Here is a 19,593-nt window from a genome sequence, read left to right as displayed (position 1 = left end):
CGCCGCCAACATTACCCCACGTCGGCGGGCACTTGTGACCACCGGGGATCATTCGTCGATGTTCCACGGCATCGCGAAGCCGAACTGGGCCACGTACACCGCAAGCAGCACCGCGATGATCACCACGCCGACGGACGTGAGAATGATGTTGCGGCGGCGCACCTTCGGGTCGAGCGCCTTGTGTGCCGCTTCGGTCACCTTGCGTTTGGTCCAGCGCAGCACCAGCTGGGCCCAGACGAACTCCGTCGCCCAGATCGCCATGCCCGCGAAGATCACCAGCCAGCCGGGGCCCGGCAGCGGGAGCATCACCACGCCGACGGCCACCACCGCGAGGCCGACGACGAAGACCCCTGCCTGCCAGCTCACGTGCAGCGGCCGGGAGCGCTTGATGAAGTGCGGCGCCCTGGATCCGAGCGGCTTCCCCACCGACGTCGCGCCTCCTTCGCCGCCCTCCGACCCCCCGTTACTCTCCGTATTCATAGCGTCAAACTTACCGGACTGTGCCACTCCGCCGGAATTACCACTGAGGACGATCCCGCAATCCGCCGTAAGAGGTACCTGAAGCCACCCAAAACCGTCAGAGGGGTTTACAACGGCACCGTAGGTGGCATGTCGATTTCGCCGACGTGCGAATCCCCGAGCGCACACTGAGCGAAAGGCCCTGGCGCTTATGAACACCACGGTCAGCTGCGAGCTGCACCTGCGCCTCGTTGTGTCGAGCGAGTCCTCACTGCCTGTACCCGCGGGCCTGCGGTATGACACGGCCGATCCCTATGCCGTGCATGCCACCTTCCATACCGGAGCCGAGGAGACCGTGGAGTGGGTTTTCGCCCGCGACCTCCTCGCCGAGGGCCTGCACCGGCCCACCGGCACCGGAGACGTCCGTGTCTGGCCGTCCCGGAGCCACGGTCAGGGCGTGGTCTGCATCGCCCTGAGCTCACCGGAAGGCGAAGCCCTCCTTGAGGCGCCCGCGAGGGCCCTCGAATCGTTCCTCAAAAGGACCGATGCCGCCGTGCCCCCCGGTACGGAGCATCGGCACTTCGATCTCGACACGGAGCTCTCCCACATCCTCGCGGAGAGCTGAGGCGCACCACAGCAACCCACCGCAAGATCCGCTCACCTTCTGCGGCGTCCGACTCGGGGAGACGCCGCAGGACCGACAAGTTCATACGGCACACTCCGGCGCCGTCGCCGCGGACCCACCGCGGAGGCGGCGCCGAAGCTTGTTCGACGCGCTAGAGTCGGCGACCATTCGGCAAGGACCCCGGGGCGGTACCCGTCCGCCCCACCCGGCCTGGGAGCGGAACCGTGATGATCACCCATGACACCCGGTGCGCGCTCGACGCGGTCGTCGACCTGCTGAACTCCGCGCCGGAAGGCGAGGGGCCCGGCGCTCCGGACAGCCTCGCCGACCTCGCCGCCCTCCAGGACTTCCTGGGCCGCAACAACGTCAGCGGGGTCGGCGCGCTCGGCTCCGGCGATCTGGCCGATGTACGTGCCGTCCGTACGCGCTTCGCGCAGGTCTTCGCCGCCGCCGACGACCGCGGCGCGGTGGAGCTGCTGAACGCGCTGGTGGCCTCGGCGGGCACCACGCCGCAGCTGACCGACCACGACGGCTACGACTGGCACGTCCACTACTTCGCGCCGGGCGCCTCGGTCGCCGACCACCTCGCGGCCGACGGCGGGATGGCGCTGGCCTTCCTCGTCGTGGCCGGTGAGCGGGAGCGGCTGCGGTACTGCGAGGCGCCGGACTGCCGGAACGCCTTCGTCGACCTGTCGCGCAACCGCTCGCGGCGCTACTGCGACAGCCGTACCTGCGGCAACCGGCTGCACGTCGCGGCGTACCGGGCGCGACGGCGTGAGGCCGCGGGCTGAGCGGCTGCGCCCTTGGGGGCGGGCCGCCGTTTCGACCGGCGCAGGGGCCAGGGATGCCCGCTGCGTATGTCCCGCGTTTCCGGCGCCTGTGCCGACCGTGTCCTGCGGCTCACAGGAGGAAGAGGTCGTGCACGGCGCCCAGCAGGAGCAGGAAGCCGATGACGCCCAGGAAGAGCATCAGGGGTGGCTGGGACAGCGCGAAAAGACAGCCGCGCGGTTCGGGGGCCGGGGCATCGTCCCGGGCCAGGACGCACTCATCGTTCATCTCGCGCCGATGATGGCGCAGACGGACGGGCGGGATCGCCCAAGATGCCTCTCAGCAGCGGGAGTTCATCAGATCCCGTGCTTTTTCAGGATCGCTTCGATGTCCGAGAAGTCATCCTTGGGTGCACTGGACCTGCCCTTCTTCCCGGCGTCGGCGGACGGCTGCGACGCCGTGCGGCCGGCGCCGAGCGAGGGGGCCGATGCGGCGGGTGCCACCGCCTCGGGGCGGGCGGCCGTGGCTGCCCTGCGCTCCTTGCGGCTGCCGATCCCGCCCCTGCGGCGCTCCGCGAAGCGGCCGATCATGAACAGCACGACCGAGAGCGCCAGCACGCCGAAGCCGGCCCAGACCATGGGCTTGAAGATGATGTTGGTGACCCAGTCGATGATGCCGGTCATCGCCAGGCCGACGGGGATGAGGGCGAAGGCCGCGATACGCGTCGCGGCCAGGAAGCGCTTGCGGTAGGCCGTCAGCGCGGCGATACCCAAGCCCGCCGCCGACACCGCGGCGCATACGGTCGACGTCAGCATCGGGTTCTCCTGCCGTTGGACGTGGAGCGCACGGTGCGCTCCTGTCTCCATCCTGCCTTGTCCGGCGCGCGCGGGGCCATGTTCGGGTCCGGCCTCAGGGAGATCTCCGGGTAGCGGTCGTCCGCAGGTCCCGTCGCCCGGCCCTCCGGGCGGGCTGGAAGACTGGCCCCATGAACGACTCCGCCGCCTCCGGCCCCGCCCGTACCGCACCCGCCGTCCTCGACGTGTGGTGCGAACTGCAGTGTCCCGACTGCCACGCCGCCCTGGACGACCTGCGTGCCCTGCGCGAGCGCTACGGCGACCGGCTGGAGATCCGGCTGCGGCACTTCCCGCTGGAGAAGCACAAGCACGCCTACGCCGCGGCGCAGGCCGCCGAGGAGGCCATGGCCCAGGGCCAGGGGTGGCCGTTCGCCGAGGCGGTGCTGGCGCGTGCCGAGGAGCTGGGCAGGTCGGGCGAGCGGCTGCTGCTGGAGATCGCGGGCGGTCTCGGCCTGGACACCGACGAGATGGACACCGCGCTGATCGACGGCCGGCATCTGCTGATCGTCGACGCCGACCAGGCCGAGGGCAAGGCGATCGGTGTCACCGGCACCCCCACGTACGTGATCGACGGGCAGCGGCTCGACGGCGGCCAGAGCCAGGAGGGCCTGCGCGCCCGCATCGAGGAGATCGCCGACCGGCTGGCGGCCGGGGAGGGTTAACCGGTCAGCGGCCCGGCGTCACAGGATCGGCTTGTGCAGGAGGTGGGCGGTGGGCCGGTAGCCCAGCGCCGCGTACAGGCCGGCGGCCGGGGCGTTGCCGGAGTGGGCGGTGAGGCCGAGTACGGGCCGCCCGGCGGCCAGGCACTCCCGTTCGGCGATGCCCATCAGGGTGCGGCCGTGGCCGCGCCCCCGGTGCCCCTCGCGGACCCGCACGTCGACGACGTGGCCACCGGGGTGCCCCGGCATCCGCAGGGCGACCCAGACGTGCCCCGCCTCCGTGCCGTCGTGGACGAGGATCCGCAGGGCGTGGTCCGGCGTCGCGGCGCCCTGCGGGAGCATCGCGCGGTGCCCGTCGACCGCGGTGCGCGCGGCGTGCTCGGGCGGCATTCCCTGCTGCGCGAGATGGCGGGTACGGGCCGCGACGGCGGCCTCGCGCCAGGCCGGGTACGCGGCTTCGGACAGCGGCAGGTCGGTGCTGCCGGCGGGCAACTGCGGTGCGGTGGTGACGGGTTTGGCCAGCCGGCGGCTGCGCTCGGTGTATCCGAGTGCCGCGGCGAGGTCCAAGGCGGCCCGCGCTTCGGCGGGGACGGTCAGTTCGATCTGCCGGCAGCCCCAGCCGCGCAGCACTTCCTCGGCGGCCAGCGCGGCGACCGTGGCCCGGCCGCGGTGCCGGTCGGGCGGGTCGATCTCCAGGTCCGCCATCCGCCCGGCGGCGGGGCCGAAGAGCGGGTCCGTGGTCAGCCGGATCCCGCCGACCCGGCGGGAGTTGACGCAGACGTCGTAGGTACGGGAACGGTGTCCGTCATCGCTTCGGTCGTCCGGCCCCGCGGGGCGCAGCGTTGTGGTCACAAGGACTTTCTACTCGCCCCTGCCACCGGCCGTCATCACCTCGGGTCGAAGTCGGCGGCCGTCCGCTCGGCGAAGACCCGCATGGCTTTCGCCGTCACCGGGCCCGGTACGGCGGCGAGTTGGCGGCCGTCGATCCGGGTGACGGCCTGGATGTCGCGCAGCGACGAGGTCAGGAAGATCTCGTCGGCGCGCTCCAGGACGTCCAGCGGCAGATCGGTCTCCGCGGCGCCCGTCCAGGAGACGGTGAGGGCACGGGTGATGCCCGGGAGGCAGCCCGATGTCAGCGGCGGGGTGTGCAGTTCGCCGTCGATGACGACGAAGACGTTGGATCCGCTGCCCTCGCAGAGCGCGCCGACGGTGTTGCCGAACAGCGCCTCGGACGCGCCCTGTTCACGGGCGCGGGCGAGCGCGATGACGTTCTCGCCGTACGAGGTGGCCTTGAGGCCGGTGAGCGCGCCGCGTTCGTTGCGGGTCCAGGGGACCGTGACGGCGGACGCGGTGTCGGGCCTGCGGGTGGCCTCGGCGAGCGCGATGACCAGGGTCGTACCGGCGTCGCCGCGGTCCGAGCCGAGCGGGGAATCGCCGCCGGTGTAGGTGATCCGCAGCCGGCCGAACGCCATGGGGTTGGCCTCCAGGACGGCGGCGCAGCCGCGGCGGACCTCGTCGACGTCGGGTGCGGGCAGGCCGAGGCCGCGCGCGGAGGTGACCAGGCGCTCCAGGTGGCGGGTGAGGGCGAAGGCGCGGCCCTGCTCGGCCTTGAGGGTCTCGAAGACTCCGTCGCCGACGGTCAGGCCGTGGTCGAAGACCGATACCCGGGCGCCTTCGGCGTCCCGCAGCGCTCCGTCGAACCAGATCCTCATGACTGTTCCCCTCCGCTCGTGCCGTGCCGGCCCGACGCTACCGCGAGCAGCCGGTGCGCCTTCAGTTCGGTTTCCGCCCACTCCCGTACGGGGTCGGAGTCCCAGATGATCCCGGCGCCAGCGCCGAAGCGCAGGGCGGGTCCGCCGGGGTCCGTGCGGTCGATCCAGAAGGTGCGGATGCCGACGGCCAGCTCGCCGGTGCCGCGGTCCGCGTCCACCCAGCCGATGCCGCCGCAGTACGGGCCGCGGGGCGCCCGCTCCAGTTCGCCGATGATCCGCAGCGCGCTCTCCTTGGGCGCGCCGGTGACCGAGCCCGGCGGGAAGGTGGCGGTGAGCAGGTCGGCCCAGGCGGTCTTCTCGTGCGCGTCGGCGAGATCACCGCGCACGGTCGAGACGAGGTGGACGAGCCCGGGGTGCTCCTCGACGGCGCACAGGGCGGGGACGGTGACGGTGCCGGTGGCGCAGACCCGGCCGAGGTCGTTGCGGACCAGGTCGACGATCATCACGTTCTCCGCCCGGTCCTTGTCCGACAGATCGGCGGCGGTCCTGCCGGTCCCCTTGATGGGCCCGGAGTCGACGGTGCGTCCCGTACGCCGCAGATACAGCTCGGGGGATGCGGTGGCGACCTCGACGCCGTGGGCGGGCAGCCGGATCGTGCCTGCGTACGGGGCGGGGTTGCCGTGGGCCAGCAGCGCGGTCAGCGCGTCGACGTCGGAACGGTCCGGGTCGGGCAGCCGCGCGCTCAGCACCCGGCAGAGGTTCACCTGGTAGACATCGCCCGCCGCTATGTGTGCGCGTACCCGCCGCACGCCGGCGGTATAGGCGTCGCGGTCCAGGGAGCTGTGCCAGGCGCCGGTCGCGGGGCCGCTCCAGCGTGCGGGGTCCGGGGCGTCCGCCGGGGTCGCGGGCCGGACGTCGGCGAAGCGCGCGCAGACCACCTCCCCTTCGAATCCGGCCACCACGGCCCACCAGCCGCTGGAATCCAGGGCGGCGGGGTCGCTGGTGACGTCTCGCAGATCGGTGGCTATCAGGCCGCCGAAGCGGGCCACGGGAGGAAGGTCGCGCACGTCAATGAGTCTATGGCGGCGGCCCGGTCACCGCCGTGGCCGAGCGAGCAGCGCAGCACGCTGCACAAACGCGTTTTTGTACTGGCCCCGGAATCCGCTAGAGTTCAACACGTCGCCGGGACGCGAAAGCGCCCCGGAGACCGGGTAGCTTCCCGACGTAGTCTGGGAGAGTCACCTGCGGACGTAGCTCAGTTGGTAGAGCACCACCTTGCCAAGGTGGATGTCGCGAGTTCGAGTCTCGTCGTCCGCTCGATGTGGGGGATCTTCCCGAACCCCTGCGCTCCTGGTGGAGTGGCCGAGAGGCGAGGCAACGGCCTGCAAAGCCGTCTACACGGGTTCAAATCCCGTCTCCACCTCCAAGGACGATTAGCTCAGCGGGAGAGCGCTTCCCTGACACGGAAGAGGTCACTGGTTCAATCCCAGTATCGTCCACTGGATCCCCGCACAACGGGTATCCGTCCCGCGCGATTAGCTCAGCGGGAGAGCGCTTCCCTGACACGGAAGAGGTCACTGGTTCAATCCCAGTATCGCGCACGCAGCACCGCAACACCCCACGGAGATCATCGAGGTCCGTGGTCCCGAGGACGATTAGCTCAGCGGGAGAGCGCTTCCCTGACACGGAAGAGGTCACTGGTTCAATCCCAGTATCGTCCACACCGTACGACCGAGGGCCGGAGCACATCGCTCCGGCCCTCGGTCGTTGTCCGGCTGTTTCAGGAGGAGAAGAGCATCCGGCCGAAGCTGCGGTGATGGCCGTGGTGACCGTGGTGGGCGCCGTGGTGGCCCTGGTGCGGTGCTCCCCAGGCGGGGGCCGCCGGGTACGCCTGCGGGGCGGGCGGCGGCGGGGCCTGCTGGACCCACTGGGACTCCAGGCGGGTCAGCGACTCCAGCTCCCCGTAGTCCAGGAAGATCCCCCGGCAGCCGGCGCACTGCTCGATCTGGACGCCGTTGCGGTTGTACGTATGCATCGGCGCATGGCACTTGGGGCACTGCATCGTCGGCTCAACTCCCGTTATCCATCACTGCTCGTTCCGGCACCGCCGGAACGGCCTCCCGGCGATGAGGTGTTCACCCTACGACGCGTCCGGCCTGCGCGAACTCCCGCGGTGGGGAGGTCGTTCGGGGGCGGATCCGTCCGCATCGGGTGGCATCGGTGCCATTCGGGCACAGGCGTCGGCAACCGCCGTCTCGATGTCGTCCAGGAGGCGGGGCGCGGCGGCGGCCTTCGCGACGGCGAGCGCGGCCGTCTGCACGGTGAGCGCGCGGGCGGCCGGTTCCAGGGCGGGCCACGGGTCGCCTTCGGACGGCACGGCGGGGCCGCGGGCCGCGCGGTAGGCGGCCAGGAAGCGGGACCAGATGTCCGGCGCGAGAAGGCCGGTGGCGAACCACGCGGCGGGGCGGGCCAGGTCCCAGGCGGGGTCGCCCAGGCCGAGGTCGTCGATGTCTATCAGCAGCCAGGGGCCGATGGGAGCCGGGTGGCGGACGAGCTGGCCTAGGTGGAGGTCGCCGTGGCAGAGGAGTGCCGGGCGGTCCGCGGGGCGCGGTGGTCCGGCCGTTGCGGCGCGGGCCCAGGGCGGCAGGAGGGTCCAGGCGCGCTCGACGGCGCCGGATGCCGCGCGCAGCGGTGCGGGCAGCGGGACGCCCGTGGTGGCGGCGCGCATCCTGGCCAGCGCGCGGGCCGCCTTGGCCGGGCCGCGCATCGGCGGTACGGGGGCGGGCAGTTGGCGGGGGTCCACGGAGTGCAGTGCGGCCAGCAGGCGGGCGGCGTCCTCCCAGGGGGCGGCGTCGGGGTCGTCGGGCGGGACGGGGCTTCCGTAGGGCCACCGGGTCAGCAGGCGGCCGTCCTCGGTGCGGGTGAGGAAGCCGTCGGGTGCGGTGACGGGGAGGGGGGTCAGGAGGATGCCGTGCAGGCGGGGGTGGGCGGCGACGCTCAGGCGGGCGGCGAGGTCGCGGGGTGCGCATGCAGGGTCGTGGGCCTTGGCCACCCGCGGGCCGCTGCGGACGACCGTGCCGTCGGGCCGGTCGGCGAGGACCTCGGGGGCGGGCGTTGCGGCCGGTGTCTCAGGGGAGGCGGGTATCTCAGGGGAGGCGGGTGTCTCTGGGGAGGGCGGCGGTACGGGTGCGGCGGAGGCCGGGGCCGGGCCGGGTGCCGAGGACAGGGCCGCCAGGCGGGCGAGCAGTGTGGTGGACATCGTTCCCCCGGGGTGACGCGTGGTGCGCGAAGGCGGGCCGGGCGCGGCCCGGTCCGGAATCGTACGCGCGGCGGGTGCGGAGCGTGGCGGCGGTGGGAAAGCCCGATGGCCGGGCATCTCCCCAGATGCCCGGCCACTCGTGCCGTCCGCCGTACCCCCGTCCCCACGGGGTTGTCGGCCGGAGTCCCCCGTCCCGGGCCGCTCTCCCAGGACCGGGACGCCTCAGCGCCCCAGCATTCCGACCACGGACGACGCCTGTGTCATGACGGCTTCCCAGCCGCCGAACGCCACCGCCAGGAAGATCGCCAGTGGCAGCACCATCGCCACGGCGACGAGGGGATGGCGGGTACCCGAGGGCTGCCGGCCGAGCGCCGCGGCGGTCTTGCGCCCCTGCGCCCGGAGGCCCGTACGCCCTGGGATGTCCGGCATCACCTGACTCCTGTCCTGAATCCGCAGCGGCGGGTGTCTGGCCTCGGGGGACGAGTGCTGCACCCGCCGCTTGATCTCCACAGTAGGCAACAGGCGGCGGACCGGCGTCAGCCCGTCGTACCGATGACGGGCCTCCAGGAGTATGACGGCGGGGCGTCGTGTGTACTCCCCTGGTTGGAGAGCGGGTGGAGGTGACCCCGAGGCGACCCCGAGGCGGTTCGGTGCGCCGCACGGTGCGGGGCGGGCCGTCGTCCGGTACTCCGGGCCGGTGGCACCGGTTCCCCTGCGGGTGACTTCTCTCACTCCCGCAACTCCCCTCGCTCCTCCGGGTCATGCTCCGTACGCTCCGCACCCGGCCCGCACCACGGGGACTTGGGCGCTCCCGGGCGGCTTCCCGGCCCCCCGCGCACGTCTGACCTGGCGCCTCTCCCCCGCGCCAATCCCCTTTCCAGGGCCGAGGATTGGGACCGCGCGAAGGGCGGGCGGACGCGCGGCCCGACCGCGCCGGGGCCACCGCGCCCGGATCCCGCCGCCCCGCGGCATTCCCGGTACCGACGCATGCGCGGCCTCTCAGCGCAGCGGGCCGTCAATCCGTAAGCTGTGCCACGTCAGACGGTTGGCAGCGTGGGGCCTCCCCACCGTAGGTAGGGGACGGACATGGCGATGATGCGGCTCCGGCGCGAGGACCCGCGTGTCGTCGGCACGTTCCGGCTGCACCGCAGGCTCGGCGCGGGCGGGATGGGCGTCGTCTATCTCGGCTCGGACAAGCGCGGGCAGCGGGTGGCGCTGAAGGTGATCCGCCCGGACCTGGCGGAGGATCAGGAGTTCCGCTCACGGTTCGCCCGCGAGGTGTCGGCGGCCCGGCGGATCCGCGGCGGCTGTACGGCGCGGCTGGTCGCGGCCGATCTCGACGCGGACCGGCCGTGGTTCGCCACCCAGTACGTGCCCGGCCCTTCGCTGCACGACAAGGTGAACGAGGAGGGCCCGCTGTCCCCCGCGCAGGTCGCCTCGGTCGGCGCCGCGCTCTCCGAAGGGCTGCTGGCCGTCCACGACGCGGGGGTGGTCCACCGCGACCTCAAGCCCTCCAACATCCTGCTGTCCCCCAAGGGGCCGCGGATCATCGACTTCGGCATCGCCTGGGCGACCGGCGCCAGCACGCTGACGCACGTCGGCACCGCGGTCGGCTCCCCCGGGTTCCTCGCGCCCGAGCAGGTGCGCGGCGCCGCGGTCACCCCGGCGACGGACATCTTCGCGCTCGGCGCCACCCTCGCCTACGCCTGCACCGCCGACTCGCCCTTCGGACAGGGCAGTTCGGAGGTCATGCTCTACCGCGTGGTGCACGAGGAGGCGCAACTGGCCGGGGTGCCGGACGCGCTGGCGCCGCTGCTCGCCTCCTGCCTGGCCAAGGATCCGGCGGACCGCCCCAGCACGCTGTCCCTCTCGCTGCGGCTGAAGGAGATCGCGGCACGTGAGGCGCACGGCCTGTCGGGCCCGGCGGAGAGCGCGGCGGGCGGCGCGAATCCGGGGGCGGGCCGGGCCCGTACGGACCGCCGTCCGTCCGACCGGCCCACCGGGCAGCGCGCCGAGGAGTACGCGCGCCAGCGCACCGAACGGCGGCCGACCGGTACACCGCCGCCGCGTCCGCAGGCCGCCAGGCCCCCGGCGCAGCGGGAGGGTTCGTCCTCCCGGCCGTCCGGTCATCCGTCGGCGCCCGGTGGCGGCAACGCGCGGTCCGGCGGGCCGCATTCGGGGCGTGCCCCGGCCGCCGGTCCTGCCGGGCGCAAGGGGCGCCGCGCCCCGGTGCGTACGGGGTCGGGCGGCCGGCGGCCCGGTCCTGACCGGCGGTTGCTGCGGCAGCGGATCATCGTGTTCGTGACGGTGACGCTGCTGGTGGCGCTCGGCATCGCGGCGGCGCAGGGCTGTCAGGGGCCCACCCGCGGTCTTGGCGTGGAGCGAAACGTTCCGGTGACCCACGCCGCGGCGGGCACGCCGGCTGCCGGGCCGGCGGCGGTGGATGACGGTACGAAGGATCCGGCCGCCGGGCGGGCCCGCTGAGCTTCGTCCGGGCCCGCCCGTCCGGTCAGTCCTTCGGGCGGCCGGTGGCGACCGCGTAGAACGCGACGGCCGCCGCGGCGCCGACGTTGAGCGAGTCCACGCCGTGCGCCATCGGGATCCGCACCCACTCGTCGGCGGCCCGCAGCGCTCCGGTGGACAGTCCTTCGCCCTCGGCGCCGAGCATCAGGGCGGCGCGTTCCAGGGTGTGCGGGGCGGCCTCGTCGATGGCGGTGGCCTGCTCCGCGGGGGTCAGCGCGAGCAGCTTGAAGCCCGCTTCCCGTACGGCGGCGAGGTCGCGGGGCCAGCTGTCGAGCCGTGCGTAGGGCACGGAGAAGACGGCGCCCATGGATACCTTGACCGAGCGCCGGTAGAGCGGGTCGGCGCAGTCCGGGGAGAGCAGGACGGCGTCCATGCCGAGCGCGGCGGCGCTGCGGAAGATCGCCCCGATGTTGGTGTGGTCGTTGACCGCCTCCATGACCGCGATCCGCCGTGCGCCGCCGAGCAGTTCGGCGGCCGTGGGCAGGGGTTTGCGCTGCATGGAGGCGAGCGCGCCGCGGTGGACGTGGTAGCCGGTCACCCGCTCGGCGAGGTCCGGGCTGACGGCGTAGACGGGGGCCGGTACCTCGTCGATGACATCGCGCATGACGTCGACCCACTTGGCCGAGAGGAGCATCGAGCGCATGGTGTAACCGGCGTGCCCAGCGCGCCTGATGACCTTCTCGCCCTCCGCGATGAACAGCCCTTCGGCGGGCTCGCGCCGGCGCCGCAGCTCGACGTCGGTGAGGCCGGTGTAGTCGCTCAGCCGCGGGTCGTCCGGGTCATCGACGGTGATGATTTCTGCCACGGGGAGATAGTGCCTTGTCGGTGTCGAGGTGCCAATGCCGGTTACGGATTCGGCTACTTACGGGTAGGTGAGGCGACCGCGACGACGTCTCCGACGACGATGACCGCCGGGGGCCGTACGCCTTCGGCCCGTACCGTCTCGCCGAGCGTCGCGAGGGTGGCGTCGACGCGGCGCTGGGCCGCGGTGGTGCCCTCCTGGATGACGGCGGCGGGGGTGTCGGCGGGGCGGCCGTGCTCGATGAGCTTGGCGGCGATGGCGCCGCTGTTCTCCACGCCCATCAGGACGACGAGGGTGCCACGCAGCTTGGCGAGGGCGGGCCAGTCCACCAGCGAGCGCGCGTCGTCGGGGGCGACGTGGCCGCTGACGACCGTGAACTCGTGGGCGACGCCGCGGTGCGTGACGGGGATGCCGGCCGCGCCGGGTACCGAGATGGTGCTGGAGATGCCGGGGACGACCGTGCAGGGAATTCCCGCCTCGGCGAGGGCCTGGGCCTCTTCCATGCCGCGGCCGAAGACGAACGGGTCGCCGCCCTTGAGCCGGACCACGGCCTTGCCTGCCTTCGCGTGCTCGATCAGCGCGTGGTTGATCGCTTCCTGGGCCATGAAGCGGCCGTAGGGGATCTTGGCCGCGTCGATGATCTCGACGTGCGGCGGGAGTTCGGCGAGCAGGTCGCGGGGGCCGAGGCGGTCGGCGATGACGACGTCGGCCTCGGCGAGCAGCCGCCGGCCGCGGACGGTGATCAGGTCGGGGTCGCCGGGACCGCCGCCGACCAGGGCGACGCCGGTGGTGCGGCTGCGGTGGTGCGGTGCGGCGAGGGTGCCGTCCCGCAGTCCTTCGACGATGGCGTCGCGGACGGCGGCGGAGCGGCGCGGGTCGCGGCCGGTGAGCACGGCGACGGTGACACCCTCGCTGTGGCCGGTGGCCGGGGTCCAGGCGGTGGCCGCCTCGGCGTCGTCGGAGCGTACGCACCACACGCGGTGGTCCTCGGCCTCCTGGGACGCGGCGGCGTTGGCCTCCGGGTCGTCCGTGGAGATCAGCGCGTACCAGGCGCCGGTGAGGTCGCCCGCGCGGTAGCGGCGGCGCTCCCAGCGGATCTCGCCGGTGTCGGCCATGGCCTCGACCGACGGGGTGGCGGACGGGGAGATCAGCAGGACGTCGGCACCGGCGGCGATGAGCGCGGGGAGCCGGCGCTGGGCGACCTGTCCGGCGCCGAGGACGACCACGCGGCGGCCGGACAGGCGCAGTCCGACGGGGTAGGCGGCGTGTTCGGCGGCGTGCTCGGCCATGGCGGTGTGGCTCCTTGTGCGGAAGGTGCGAGATCGGCGGCTGCCGCTGCGGCGCTGGAGCGGCTGGTGAGGGGTGGTACGCCGGGGTGCCGGTGCGGGGGCATCCTGGCCGCCAGCCTAGATGAGCGCTCCCGAGGGGCGGGCACCCGCTCGTCCCTGCGGCTCGCGGCCCGGCGTACCGGTGGAGGGTAAGGCCCCGGCCCGCAACGTGCAGAGCTGCGGGCCGGGGGTGCTGCGGCGGCGGTGCCGGTCAGTCCTTCTCGGTCACCCCGGCCGCGTCGAAGGTGGCGACTTCGTGCATGGCGCGGGCGGCGGCCTGCACGACGGGGAGGGCGAGCAGCGCGCCGGTGCCTTCCCCGAGCCGGAGGTCGAGGTCGACCAGCGGGCGCAGGCCCAGCTTGGTCAGGGCCGCGACGTGTCCCGGCTCGGCGCTGCGGTGGCCCGCGATGCAGGCGGCCAGCGCCTCGGGGGCGATGGCGCGGGCGACCAGGGCGGCGGCGCCCGCGCTGACGCCGTCGAGGATGACCGGGGTGCGCAGCGAGGCACCGCCGAGGATCAGGCCGACGAGTGCCGCGTGCTCCAGGCCGCCGACCGCGGCGAGGACGCCGATCGGGTCGGCCGGGTCGGGCCGGTGCAGCTCCAGCGCGCGGCGGACCACCTCGACCTTGCGGGTGTGCGTCTCGTCGTTGATGCCGGTGCCGCGGCCGGTGACCTCGACCGGGTCGGCGTCGGTGTAGACGGCGATCAGGGCGGCCGAAGCGGTGGTGTTGGCGATGCCCATCTCGCCGGTCAGCAGCGCCTTGTTGCCGGCCGCGACGAGGTCACGGGCCGTCTCGATGCCGACCTCGATCGCCTTGAGCACGTCCTCGTGGGACATCGCGGGGCCCGCGGTGAAGTCCGCGGTGCCGGGGCGGACCTTGCGGGGCAGCAGGCCGGGCGTCGCGGGGAGTTCGGCGGCCACGCCGACGTCCACGATGCAGACCTCGGCGCCGACCTGGTTGGCGAAGGCGTTGCAGACCGCGCCGCCGCCCAGGAAGTTGGCGACCATCTGGCCGGTGACCTCCTGGGGCCAGGGGGTGACGCCCTGGGCGTGCACGCCGTGGTCGCCCGCGAAGATCGCGACGGCGGCCGGCTCCGGGATGGGCGGCGGGCACTTGCGGGAGAGGCCGCACAGCTGCGCGGAGATGATCTCCAGCATGCCCAGCGCCCCGGCGGGCTTGGTCATCCGCTTCTGCCGCTCCCACGCCTCGCCGAGCGCCTTGGCGTCCAGCGGGCGGATGCCGTGCAGCGTCTCCTGGAGCAGGTCGTGCGGGTCCTCGCCGGGCAGGGCGCGGCGGCCGTACGTCTCTTCGTGGACGACCCAGGACAGCGGGCGGCGCTTGGCCCATCCGGCCTGCATCAGCTCGGGCTCGTCGGGGAACTCGTCGACGTAGCCGATGCAGAGGTAGGCGACGACCTCCAAGTGCTCGGGAAGATCCAGCGCGCGGACCATCTCGCGCTCGTCGAAGAAGCTGACCCAGCCGACGCCGAGGCCCTCGGCGCGGGCCGCCAGCCAGAGGTTCTCCACGGCGAGCGCGGAGGAGTACGGGGCCATCTGCGGCTGGGTGTGCCGGCCGAGGGTGTGCCGGCCGCCGCGGGTGGGATCGGCGGTGACGACGATGTTGACGGGCGTTTCGAGGATGGCCTCGATCTTCAGCTCGCGGAACTGCTTGGCGCGGGCCTTGGGCAGCGACTTGGCGTACGCGTCCCGCTGGTCCATCGCGAGCTGGTGCATCCGCTCGCGGGTCTCGTCCGAGCGGATGACGACGAAGTCCCAGGGCTGGGAGTGGCCGACGCTCGGCGCGGTGTGCGCCGCCTCCAGGACGCGCAGCAGCACGTCGTTGGGGATCGGGTCGCTGCGGAATCCGTTGCGGATGTCGCGGCGTTCGCGCATCACGCGGTGGACGGCGGCGCGTTCGGAGTCGTCGTACGGGGCGGCCGGAGCCTGGAGCGGGCCGCTCTCGGGCGCCGTTCCGTCGTCCACCGGTCCGTCCACCGGTCCGTCCTGGGGCAGGTCGGACGGGGCGGCGGGGGCCGTGGTTTCGGCGGGGTCGGCCGCGGTCGCTGCGGGGGTGTCCGCCGCCTCGCCGGTCTCCGCCGTCTGCTCGGCTCCGGGGGTGGCGGCGCCGTCGGCCGCGGCGGCTTCGGCCTGCGGTGCGGCCGGTGCCTCGGCGGCGTCCTGGCTTACGGGGTGAGCCTCGGCCCGGCTGTCGTCCTGGGCCTGGTCCGTGCCGTCGAGGGCCTGCTCCGCGGCCTCCTGCTCGGGCTGGGCCTCAGGCTGAAGCTCAGGCTGCTCCTGGGACGGGGCCTGGTCGTCGGAGCCGTCGGACTCGCCGAGCTGGACGAGTGCGGCGCCGTCCTGCTGCTGCGGCGCGGGGACTTCGGCTTCGGCGGGCACGGCGTCGGCGGGTGCGGCGATTCCGGCGGGCACGTTCCCGGGCCAGCCATCGATCGGAGTGCCGGCGGCCGGGGTGCCGTGCAGCGGGACGCCGACGGGGAAGGCACCGGTGGCCTGGGCGACGGGCTGTGGCTGTCCGGGGATCTGCTCGGCGGGCGTCTGCTCCGGGTGCGGCGCGGCGGCCGTCCCCTCCGGGGCGACGGCTTCCGGCTGCGCCTCGGCGGCGGCCGACGGCTCCACGGCATCGGGCGCCGGGGCGCCGCCGTCGGCTGCCGGGGCGGCCTCCGCGACGGCAGCGCCGCCGTCACCTGCGGCATCCCCGTCGGCCTCGGCCGGAACGCCGTCCGCCGCCTGCTCGCCGTCCGGCACCTGGTCACCGTGGTCACCCTGCGGTGCCTGGTCCGCGGGCTGTTCGGGCGTCGGCTCCGCGGCCTGTTCCGTCTCCTGGGCCTCGGCCTGCGGCGACGGCGGGGCCTGGGCTCCGGCGTCCTCGGCGGTCTGCGGTGCACCGGCTTCGGCGCCGGCGGCCTCGGGGGCCTGGTCGCCGACGACCGCCGACGGCTGCTGCGGCGCGGCTTCCTCCGACGTGGGCGCCTGCGGCGCGGCCGGAGCGACGTCAGCGGTGGGCTGCGCCGGGGCGGCGGGCTCCGTGTCCTGCGGCGCCGGCTGCTCGTCCGCGTCCTGCGCGGTGGCCGCGGCGGCGGACGGGGCATCGGCCGCCGACTGCTCCTCCTGCGGTGTCCGCTCGGCGGCGGACGGTTCCGGCGCGGCCTGTATGACCTGGTCCGCGGTCGCCTGGAGCGGCGCCTGGGCCTGGGCTTCAGGGGCCGCCTGCGCGGGAGTCGCCCCCTCGGCTTCCGGCGCCGCCGGGGCCGTCGCGGGCTGCGGAAGGTCCTGCGGCGCGTCCTCGGCCTGCGGCGGCACGGCGGATCCGGCGGTCTGCTCCGCGGCGGCCGGGGCGGCGCCGACGGCCTGGGCTTCCTCCGCGGCCGTCTCGTCCGGTGCCTGCTGCGGTTCCTGTGCGTCCTGCGGTTCCTGCGCGTCCTGCGCGTCCTGGGGTGCGACCGCGCCGTCCGGCACGCCGCCCTGCGCGGCCGTTCCTGCCATCGGGAGGCCGACGGCCTGGGCCGACGCCTCGCCCCACGGCGGCACCTGCGACGGGATCTCGCCGAGCTGCGGGCCCGGCAGCGGGGCCTCGCCCGGCGCGCCGTACGCGGTGAGTCCCTGGGCCTGCGGGCCGAACGACCGGCCGTCGTGGGCGGTCCCGTCCGGCTGTCCGGCGTACGCCTGGACGGTCTCCTGCGCGGCCGGTGCCTCGGTGGCGGGGCCCGTTTCAGGGACGTCGAGGTACTCGGGGCCGACGGTGGGCGGGCCCGGCTGCCGTACGGGCACGGGCTGGGGCGGGTGCGCGGGGCCGCGGTCGGCGAGCGAGCGGACCACGCCGCCGGTCGCGTCGGGCACCGGCGGGCCCATGTGGAGCGGGCGGCGCGGCGGCGCTGCCTGGGCCGCCGCGGGCATCCGCTCCTGCGGGGCCGGGGCGGTCTGCTGGAGGCGGACGGCTTCGAAGTCGACGGAACCGGTGTCGCGGCCACCGCTCTCGTGGTCACCGGCCTGGGCGGGCAACTGCGCCCCGGCGACGGCTTCCTGGGGCGCCGGGACGGCCGCCTGCGGCTGCGGGGACGGCTGGGACACCTGGTGTTCGCTCCAGGCGCCCTGGGCACCCGGCATCAGCAGCAGATCGTCGTCATCGGTCACGACCTCGGCCGGTTCGACGTAGGGGTAGGCGTCCGGGGGCGGCAGCACGCCCGGCTGCTCGATCGGTGCGGAGCCGGCAGGGGAGGGGACGGCCGCCGGCTGCGGCTGCCCGGGATGTCCGCCTGCGTTCTCCGGCAGTCCCTCGCCCGGGACCTGGCCGGTGTCGGTCATGCGTACCCCTCGCCCATTGGTAGTGCTCCTTCTCAACCGCTCGTACGACGCGCTCGACCGGGACGCGTCGTACGCCCCGATAGCTAGAACGAGCGAGCACGCCTCCCGGCACGTCCGCCCTCTAGAGCTTCATTTTCAGCCAAAACCGCGGCATTTTCCGGATATTGGTGCACGAAGCCGAACGCGGCACGGCGGCGCAACGATCCGCCAGCCTACCTTCCGTGGGTCGCCGTCCTGGTCACGGGTGAGGAACGCGATAGCCGCTCAGCAGAAAGACGACGGAGCGCTCGCGTTCGACCCATGCCGAAGTGTCCAGATCGACCGATTGCAGCAGCGCGCACTCGACGTCGTACCCGCCGTCGGCCAGCGCGCGGCCCAGCGACTCGGCCTCGTCACGGGTCGACGCGTGGGTGACGATCCGCTCCGGACGGCGGGCCGCGCAGGCGGTGACCACCGCCGCTCCCCCGCCGCCGACCCGCACCACGTCGGGCTCGGGCAGGTCTTCGAGGATCTGCGGCGCGCGGCCGTGGACGACCTGGAGCTGGACGCCGTAGCGCCGGGCGACGGCGGTGGTACGGCCGCAGGCGTCCGGGTCGGCGTCCACGGCGATGACCGCGGCGCCGAAGCGGGCGGCCTCCACCGCGGCGGCCCCGCAGCCCGAGCCGATGTCCCAGACCAGCTCGCCCACCTGCGGCCCGAGCCTGGCCAGTTGGGCGGTGCGCAGCTGGACGGACTCGCCCTCGCCGAGCACGCCGCCGTAGGCGCCGGCCGGCAGCCCCCAGCCGCGTGGCCCGGTCGGGTGCCCGACGTCGTGGCCGGCGATCCAGCCGCTGCCCTGGGCCGCGGCGCCACCGGCCGAACCGCCGACGACGATGACGACGTTGGGGTCGCGCCAGTCGTGGTCGGCCGCCTTGTCCGACGTGAGAACCGTCACCCGCTCGCGGTCGGTGCCCAGCGCCTCGCAGATGACGAACGTACGGTGCACGCCGCCCAGCAGCAGGGCGAGTTCGGCGGGCCCGGCGCCCGGTGCGGTGAGCACCGCGACCTTGGGGTGGGCGCGGCAGACGTTGACCGCGCGGCGCAGGTCGCGGCTGTGCGCGACGACGATCTGGGCGTCGTCCCAGGGCATTCCGGCCCGTGCGAAGGCGGCGGCGACGGAGGAGACGGCCGGTACGACCTCGACCTCCAGGCCGTGTTCGGGGGCGCGCAGGGTGCGCACGACGCCGAAGAAGCCGGGGTCGCCGTCGGCGAGGACGACGGCGGTGCCGCGGTGCTGGGCGATCCGGCGGGCGGCGAGCGAGACGCTGCCGAGCCGGATGCGTTCGGCCGCGGGCGGCACTTCGGGCAGGGCGAGGTGGTGGGCCGCGCCGGCCACGAGGGTCGCGGCCCCCAGCGCTGAGCGGGCGGCGGCGGTGAGCGGCGAGCCGTCCCAGCCGATCACCGTGACCCGGTCGGCCATGCTTCGTCAGTCTCCTGTGGCTGGTGGGGTTACGCGGGCGGGGTGCGGGGATCCGCGGCGCCGCTGGTCCGCGCGGGGGCGGAGGGCAGCAGGCCGAGACTACCCCCGGCGGGTCAGGTCCCGGGATCGGGTCCGGTGCCGGGTCAGTTCCATTCCGGGTGGGCGAAGCCGTTGGCGTCGACCGTCCTGCCGGGCAGCACGTCGAGGTCTTCGGGCAGCAGGCTCCAGACGATGAGGTCCGTGCGGATGTCCGTCCAGCCGCCGTCCTCGGTGCGGCTGCGGGCTATCCAGGCGTTGCGCAGGACGCCTTCGCTGATGCAGCCGGTCTTCTGCGCCACCTGCTGGGACGCGGTGTTGCCCGCCGCGGTGCGCAGTTCGAGGCGCTCGAACCGCTGGTCGTCGAAGAGCCACTGGGCGACGGCGAGCGTGGCCTCGGATGCGTAGCCCTCGCCCCGCGCCCAGGCGGCGACGATGTACGAGAGTTCGGCGGAGCGCACCCGCCAGTCGGTGTTGCTCAGCTGGACGACGCCGACCAGGCGCTGGGTGAGGAATTCGGTGACCGCGAAGTCGATGCCGCGCCCCGCGGCGCGTTCGGCGGGCGCGTACCGGGTGGCCCAGTGGCGGGCGGCGGCTTCGCTGTAGGGCTGCGGCACCGCGGTCCACGCGGCCACCAGCTCGTCGTTCATCATCGCGGCCAGCGCGGGGGCGTCGGTCTCGTCGAAGGGGCGCAGGACCAACCGCTCCGTGTTGATGGAGATGTCCGGAAAGGTGGGTGTCATGCCGCTGCTCCAACGCCGTTGACCGTAGAACTCCGGGAAGTT

Annotated in this window: 18 protein-coding genes and 5 tRNA genes; 9 read left to right on the top strand and 14 right to left on the bottom strand. The window is 74.1% G+C overall.

Features of this window, described 5'->3' with window-relative positions; translation table 11 throughout:
• Window positions 1-48: 48 nt before the first annotated feature.
• The gene (locus ACIBK8_RS19900; protein ID WP_399043142.1) at window positions 49-480 is read right to left on the bottom strand and encodes a TIGR02611 family protein; all 432 of its coding nucleotides are present in this window, start codon (window positions 478-480) and stop codon (window positions 49-51) included.
• Window positions 481-670: 190 nt separating this feature from the next.
• Here ACIBK8_RS19900 and ACIBK8_RS19895 point away from each other — a divergent pair, with 190 nt between their 5' ends.
• Window positions 671-1,084, top strand: coding sequence for an SsgA family sporulation/cell division regulator (locus tag ACIBK8_RS19895; RefSeq protein WP_003959770.1), 414 nt, complete (start codon window positions 671-673; stop codon window positions 1,082-1,084).
• 224 nt (window positions 1,085-1,308) lie between these two features.
• The gene (locus tag ACIBK8_RS19890; protein WP_399043141.1) at window positions 1,309-1,875 is read left to right on the top strand and encodes a CGNR zinc finger domain-containing protein; all 567 of its coding nucleotides are present in this window, start codon (window positions 1,309-1,311) and stop codon (window positions 1,873-1,875) included.
• A gap of 109 nt (window positions 1,876-1,984) precedes the next feature.
• Here ACIBK8_RS19890 and ACIBK8_RS19885 read toward each other — a convergent pair whose 3' ends face one another.
• Together ACIBK8_RS19885 and ACIBK8_RS19880 are read right to left on the bottom strand one after the other, a co-directional pair.
• Window positions 1,985-2,140: a hypothetical protein gene (locus ACIBK8_RS19885; RefSeq protein ID WP_399043140.1), complete on the bottom strand. Its 156-nt coding sequence runs from the start codon at window positions 2,138-2,140 to the stop codon at window positions 1,985-1,987.
• 68 nt (window positions 2,141-2,208) lie between these two features.
• Window positions 2,209-2,667, bottom strand: coding sequence for a hypothetical protein (locus ACIBK8_RS19880; protein WP_399043139.1), 459 nt, complete (start codon window positions 2,665-2,667; stop codon window positions 2,209-2,211).
• 170 nt (window positions 2,668-2,837) lie between these two features.
• On the opposite strand from ACIBK8_RS19880, the gene ACIBK8_RS19875 reads away from it, so the two are divergent.
• Window positions 2,838-3,368, top strand: a complete 531-nt coding sequence (locus ACIBK8_RS19875; protein WP_399043138.1) for a DsbA family protein — start codon at window positions 2,838-2,840, stop codon at window positions 3,366-3,368.
• A gap of 18 nt (window positions 3,369-3,386) precedes the next feature.
• Here ACIBK8_RS19875 and ACIBK8_RS19870 read toward each other — a convergent pair whose 3' ends face one another.
• From ACIBK8_RS19870 to ACIBK8_RS19860, 3 genes are read right to left on the bottom strand one after another with little or no spacing between them, the layout of a single operon-like run.
• Window positions 3,387-4,217, bottom strand: coding sequence for a GNAT family N-acetyltransferase (locus ACIBK8_RS19870; RefSeq protein WP_399043137.1), 831 nt, complete (start codon window positions 4,215-4,217; stop codon window positions 3,387-3,389).
• A 35-nt stretch (window positions 4,218-4,252) separates the two neighbouring features.
• The gene (locus ACIBK8_RS19865) at window positions 4,253-5,077 is read right to left on the bottom strand and encodes an aminotransferase class IV (RefSeq protein ID WP_399043136.1); all 825 of its coding nucleotides are present in this window, start codon (window positions 5,075-5,077) and stop codon (window positions 4,253-4,255) included.
• Complete coding sequence (locus ACIBK8_RS19860; RefSeq protein WP_399043135.1) at window positions 5,074-6,144, bottom strand: chorismate-binding protein; 1,071 nt, start codon at window positions 6,142-6,144, stop codon at window positions 5,074-5,076. Before ACIBK8_RS19860 ends, ACIBK8_RS19865 begins: the two co-directional genes overlap by 4 nt.
• A 177-nt stretch (window positions 6,145-6,321) precedes the next feature.
• On the opposite strand from ACIBK8_RS19860, the gene ACIBK8_RS19855 reads away from it, so the two are divergent.
• The 5 genes from ACIBK8_RS19855 to ACIBK8_RS19835 all read left to right on the top strand — a co-directional run bounded on the left by ACIBK8_RS19855 (window position 6,322) and on the right by ACIBK8_RS19835 (window position 6,798).
• Window positions 6,322-6,394 (top strand) — tRNA-Gly (locus ACIBK8_RS19855).
• A gap of 35 nt (window positions 6,395-6,429) precedes the next feature.
• Window positions 6,430-6,503, top strand: a tRNA-Cys gene (locus tag ACIBK8_RS19850).
• A gap of 1 nt (window position 6,504) precedes the next feature.
• Window positions 6,505-6,576 (top strand) — tRNA-Val (locus ACIBK8_RS19845).
• A gap of 30 nt (window positions 6,577-6,606) precedes the next feature.
• Window positions 6,607-6,678: transfer RNA gene (locus ACIBK8_RS19840), tRNA-Val, on the top strand.
• A gap of 48 nt (window positions 6,679-6,726) precedes the next feature.
• A tRNA-Val gene (locus tag ACIBK8_RS19835) sits at window positions 6,727-6,798 on the top strand.
• Window positions 6,799-6,857: 59 nt separating this feature from the next.
• On the opposite strand, the gene ACIBK8_RS19830 is transcribed toward ACIBK8_RS19835, so the two are convergent.
• From ACIBK8_RS19830 to ACIBK8_RS19820, 3 genes are all read right to left on the bottom strand, one after another.
• Window positions 6,858-7,139: a zf-TFIIB domain-containing protein gene (locus ACIBK8_RS19830; RefSeq protein ID WP_393686048.1), complete on the bottom strand. Its 282-nt coding sequence runs from the start codon at window positions 7,137-7,139 to the stop codon at window positions 6,858-6,860.
• Between the two features lie 78 nt (window positions 7,140-7,217).
• Entirely contained in the window at window positions 7,218-8,336 is a 1,119-nt protein-coding gene (locus ACIBK8_RS19825; protein ID WP_399043134.1) for a phosphotransferase family protein, read from the bottom strand.
• Between the two features lie 222 nt (window positions 8,337-8,558).
• Complete coding sequence (locus tag ACIBK8_RS19820; protein WP_399043133.1) at window positions 8,559-8,765, bottom strand: hypothetical protein; 207 nt, start codon at window positions 8,763-8,765, stop codon at window positions 8,559-8,561.
• A gap of 657 nt (window positions 8,766-9,422) precedes the next feature.
• Here ACIBK8_RS19820 and ACIBK8_RS19815 point away from each other — a divergent pair.
• Window positions 9,423-10,820, top strand: coding sequence for a serine/threonine-protein kinase (locus ACIBK8_RS19815; protein ID WP_399043132.1), 1,398 nt, complete (start codon window positions 9,423-9,425; stop codon window positions 10,818-10,820).
• Between the two features lie 25 nt (window positions 10,821-10,845).
• Here the strand turns inward: ACIBK8_RS19815 and ACIBK8_RS19810 are convergent, their stop codons facing one another.
• From ACIBK8_RS19810 to ACIBK8_RS19790, 5 genes are all read right to left on the bottom strand, one after another.
• On the bottom strand, window positions 10,846-11,664 hold the full coding sequence (locus ACIBK8_RS19810) for a TrmH family RNA methyltransferase (protein WP_399043131.1): 819 nt from the start codon (window positions 11,662-11,664) through the stop codon (window positions 10,846-10,848).
• 53 nt (window positions 11,665-11,717) lie between these two features.
• Window positions 11,718-12,950 (bottom strand): uroporphyrinogen-III C-methyltransferase, encoded by a 1,233-nt coding sequence (gene cobA, locus ACIBK8_RS19805; protein WP_399043130.1) that lies wholly within the window; start codon window positions 12,948-12,950, stop codon window positions 11,718-11,720.
• Between the two features lie 250 nt (window positions 12,951-13,200).
• Window positions 13,201-17,313: a nicotinate-nucleotide--dimethylbenzimidazole phosphoribosyltransferase gene (gene cobT / locus ACIBK8_RS19800; RefSeq protein ID WP_399043129.1), complete on the bottom strand. Its 4,113-nt coding sequence runs from the start codon at window positions 17,311-17,313 to the stop codon at window positions 13,201-13,203.
• A gap of 238 nt (window positions 17,314-17,551) precedes the next feature.
• Complete coding sequence (gene cbiE, locus ACIBK8_RS19795) at window positions 17,552-18,772, bottom strand: precorrin-6y C5,15-methyltransferase (decarboxylating) subunit CbiE (protein ID WP_393686061.1); 1,221 nt, start codon at window positions 18,770-18,772, stop codon at window positions 17,552-17,554.
• A 143-nt stretch (window positions 18,773-18,915) separates the two neighbouring features.
• Complete coding sequence (locus ACIBK8_RS19790; protein ID WP_399043128.1) at window positions 18,916-19,551, bottom strand: GNAT family N-acetyltransferase; 636 nt, start codon at window positions 19,549-19,551, stop codon at window positions 18,916-18,918.
• Window positions 19,552-19,593: the final 42 nt, after the last annotated feature.

The sequence above is a fragment of the Streptomyces sp. NPDC050161 genome, assembly GCF_044460025.1.
GTDB lineage: Bacteria > Actinomycetota > Actinomycetes > Streptomycetales > Streptomycetaceae > Streptomyces.
The sequence above is the reverse complement of the archived record's forward strand: the minus strand, read 5'-3'. Positions and strand labels throughout refer to the sequence as shown.

What these genes read in the sequence shown, in the direction of transcription:
- ACIBK8_RS19900 (WP_399043142.1), bottom strand. Translation starts at nt 480, where the DNA reads ATGAATACGGAGAGTAACGGGGGGTCGGAGGGCGGCGAAGGAGGCGCG.
- ACIBK8_RS19895 (WP_003959770.1), top strand. Translation starts at nt 671, where the DNA reads ATGAACACCACGGTCAGCTGCGAGCTGCACCTGCGCCTCGTTGTGTCG.
- ACIBK8_RS19885 (WP_399043140.1), bottom strand. Translation starts at nt 2,140, where the DNA reads ATGAACGATGAGTGCGTCCTGGCCCGGGACGATGCCCCGGCCCCCGAA.
- ACIBK8_RS19880 (WP_399043139.1), bottom strand. Translation starts at nt 2,667, where the DNA reads ATGCTGACGTCGACCGTATGCGCCGCGGTGTCGGCGGCGGGCTTGGGT.
- ACIBK8_RS19875 (WP_399043138.1), top strand. Translation starts at nt 2,838, where the DNA reads ATGAACGACTCCGCCGCCTCCGGCCCCGCCCGTACCGCACCCGCCGTC.
- ACIBK8_RS19865 (WP_399043136.1), bottom strand. Translation starts at nt 5,077, where the DNA reads ATGAGGATCTGGTTCGACGGAGCGCTGCGGGACGCCGAAGGCGCCCGG.
- ACIBK8_RS19830 (WP_393686048.1), bottom strand. Translation starts at nt 7,139, where the DNA reads ATGCAGTGCCCCAAGTGCCATGCGCCGATGCATACGTACAACCGCAAC.
- ACIBK8_RS19825 (WP_399043134.1), bottom strand. Translation starts at nt 8,336, where the DNA reads ATGTCCACCACACTGCTCGCCCGCCTGGCGGCCCTGTCCTCGGCACCC.
- ACIBK8_RS19820 (WP_399043133.1), bottom strand. Translation starts at nt 8,765, where the DNA reads ATGCCGGACATCCCAGGGCGTACGGGCCTCCGGGCGCAGGGGCGCAAG.
- ACIBK8_RS19815 (WP_399043132.1), top strand. Translation starts at nt 9,423, where the DNA reads ATGGCGATGATGCGGCTCCGGCGCGAGGACCCGCGTGTCGTCGGCACG.
- cobA (WP_399043130.1), bottom strand. Translation starts at nt 12,950, where the DNA reads ATGGCCGAGCACGCCGCCGAACACGCCGCCTACCCCGTCGGACTGCGC.
- cobT (WP_399043129.1), bottom strand. Translation starts at nt 17,313, where the DNA reads ATGACCGACACCGGCCAGGTCCCGGGCGAGGGACTGCCGGAGAACGCA.
- cbiE (WP_393686061.1), bottom strand. Translation starts at nt 18,772, where the DNA reads ATGGCCGACCGGGTCACGGTGATCGGCTGGGACGGCTCGCCGCTCACC.
- ACIBK8_RS19790 (WP_399043128.1), bottom strand. Translation starts at nt 19,551, where the DNA reads ATGACACCCACCTTTCCGGACATCTCCATCAACACGGAGCGGTTGGTC.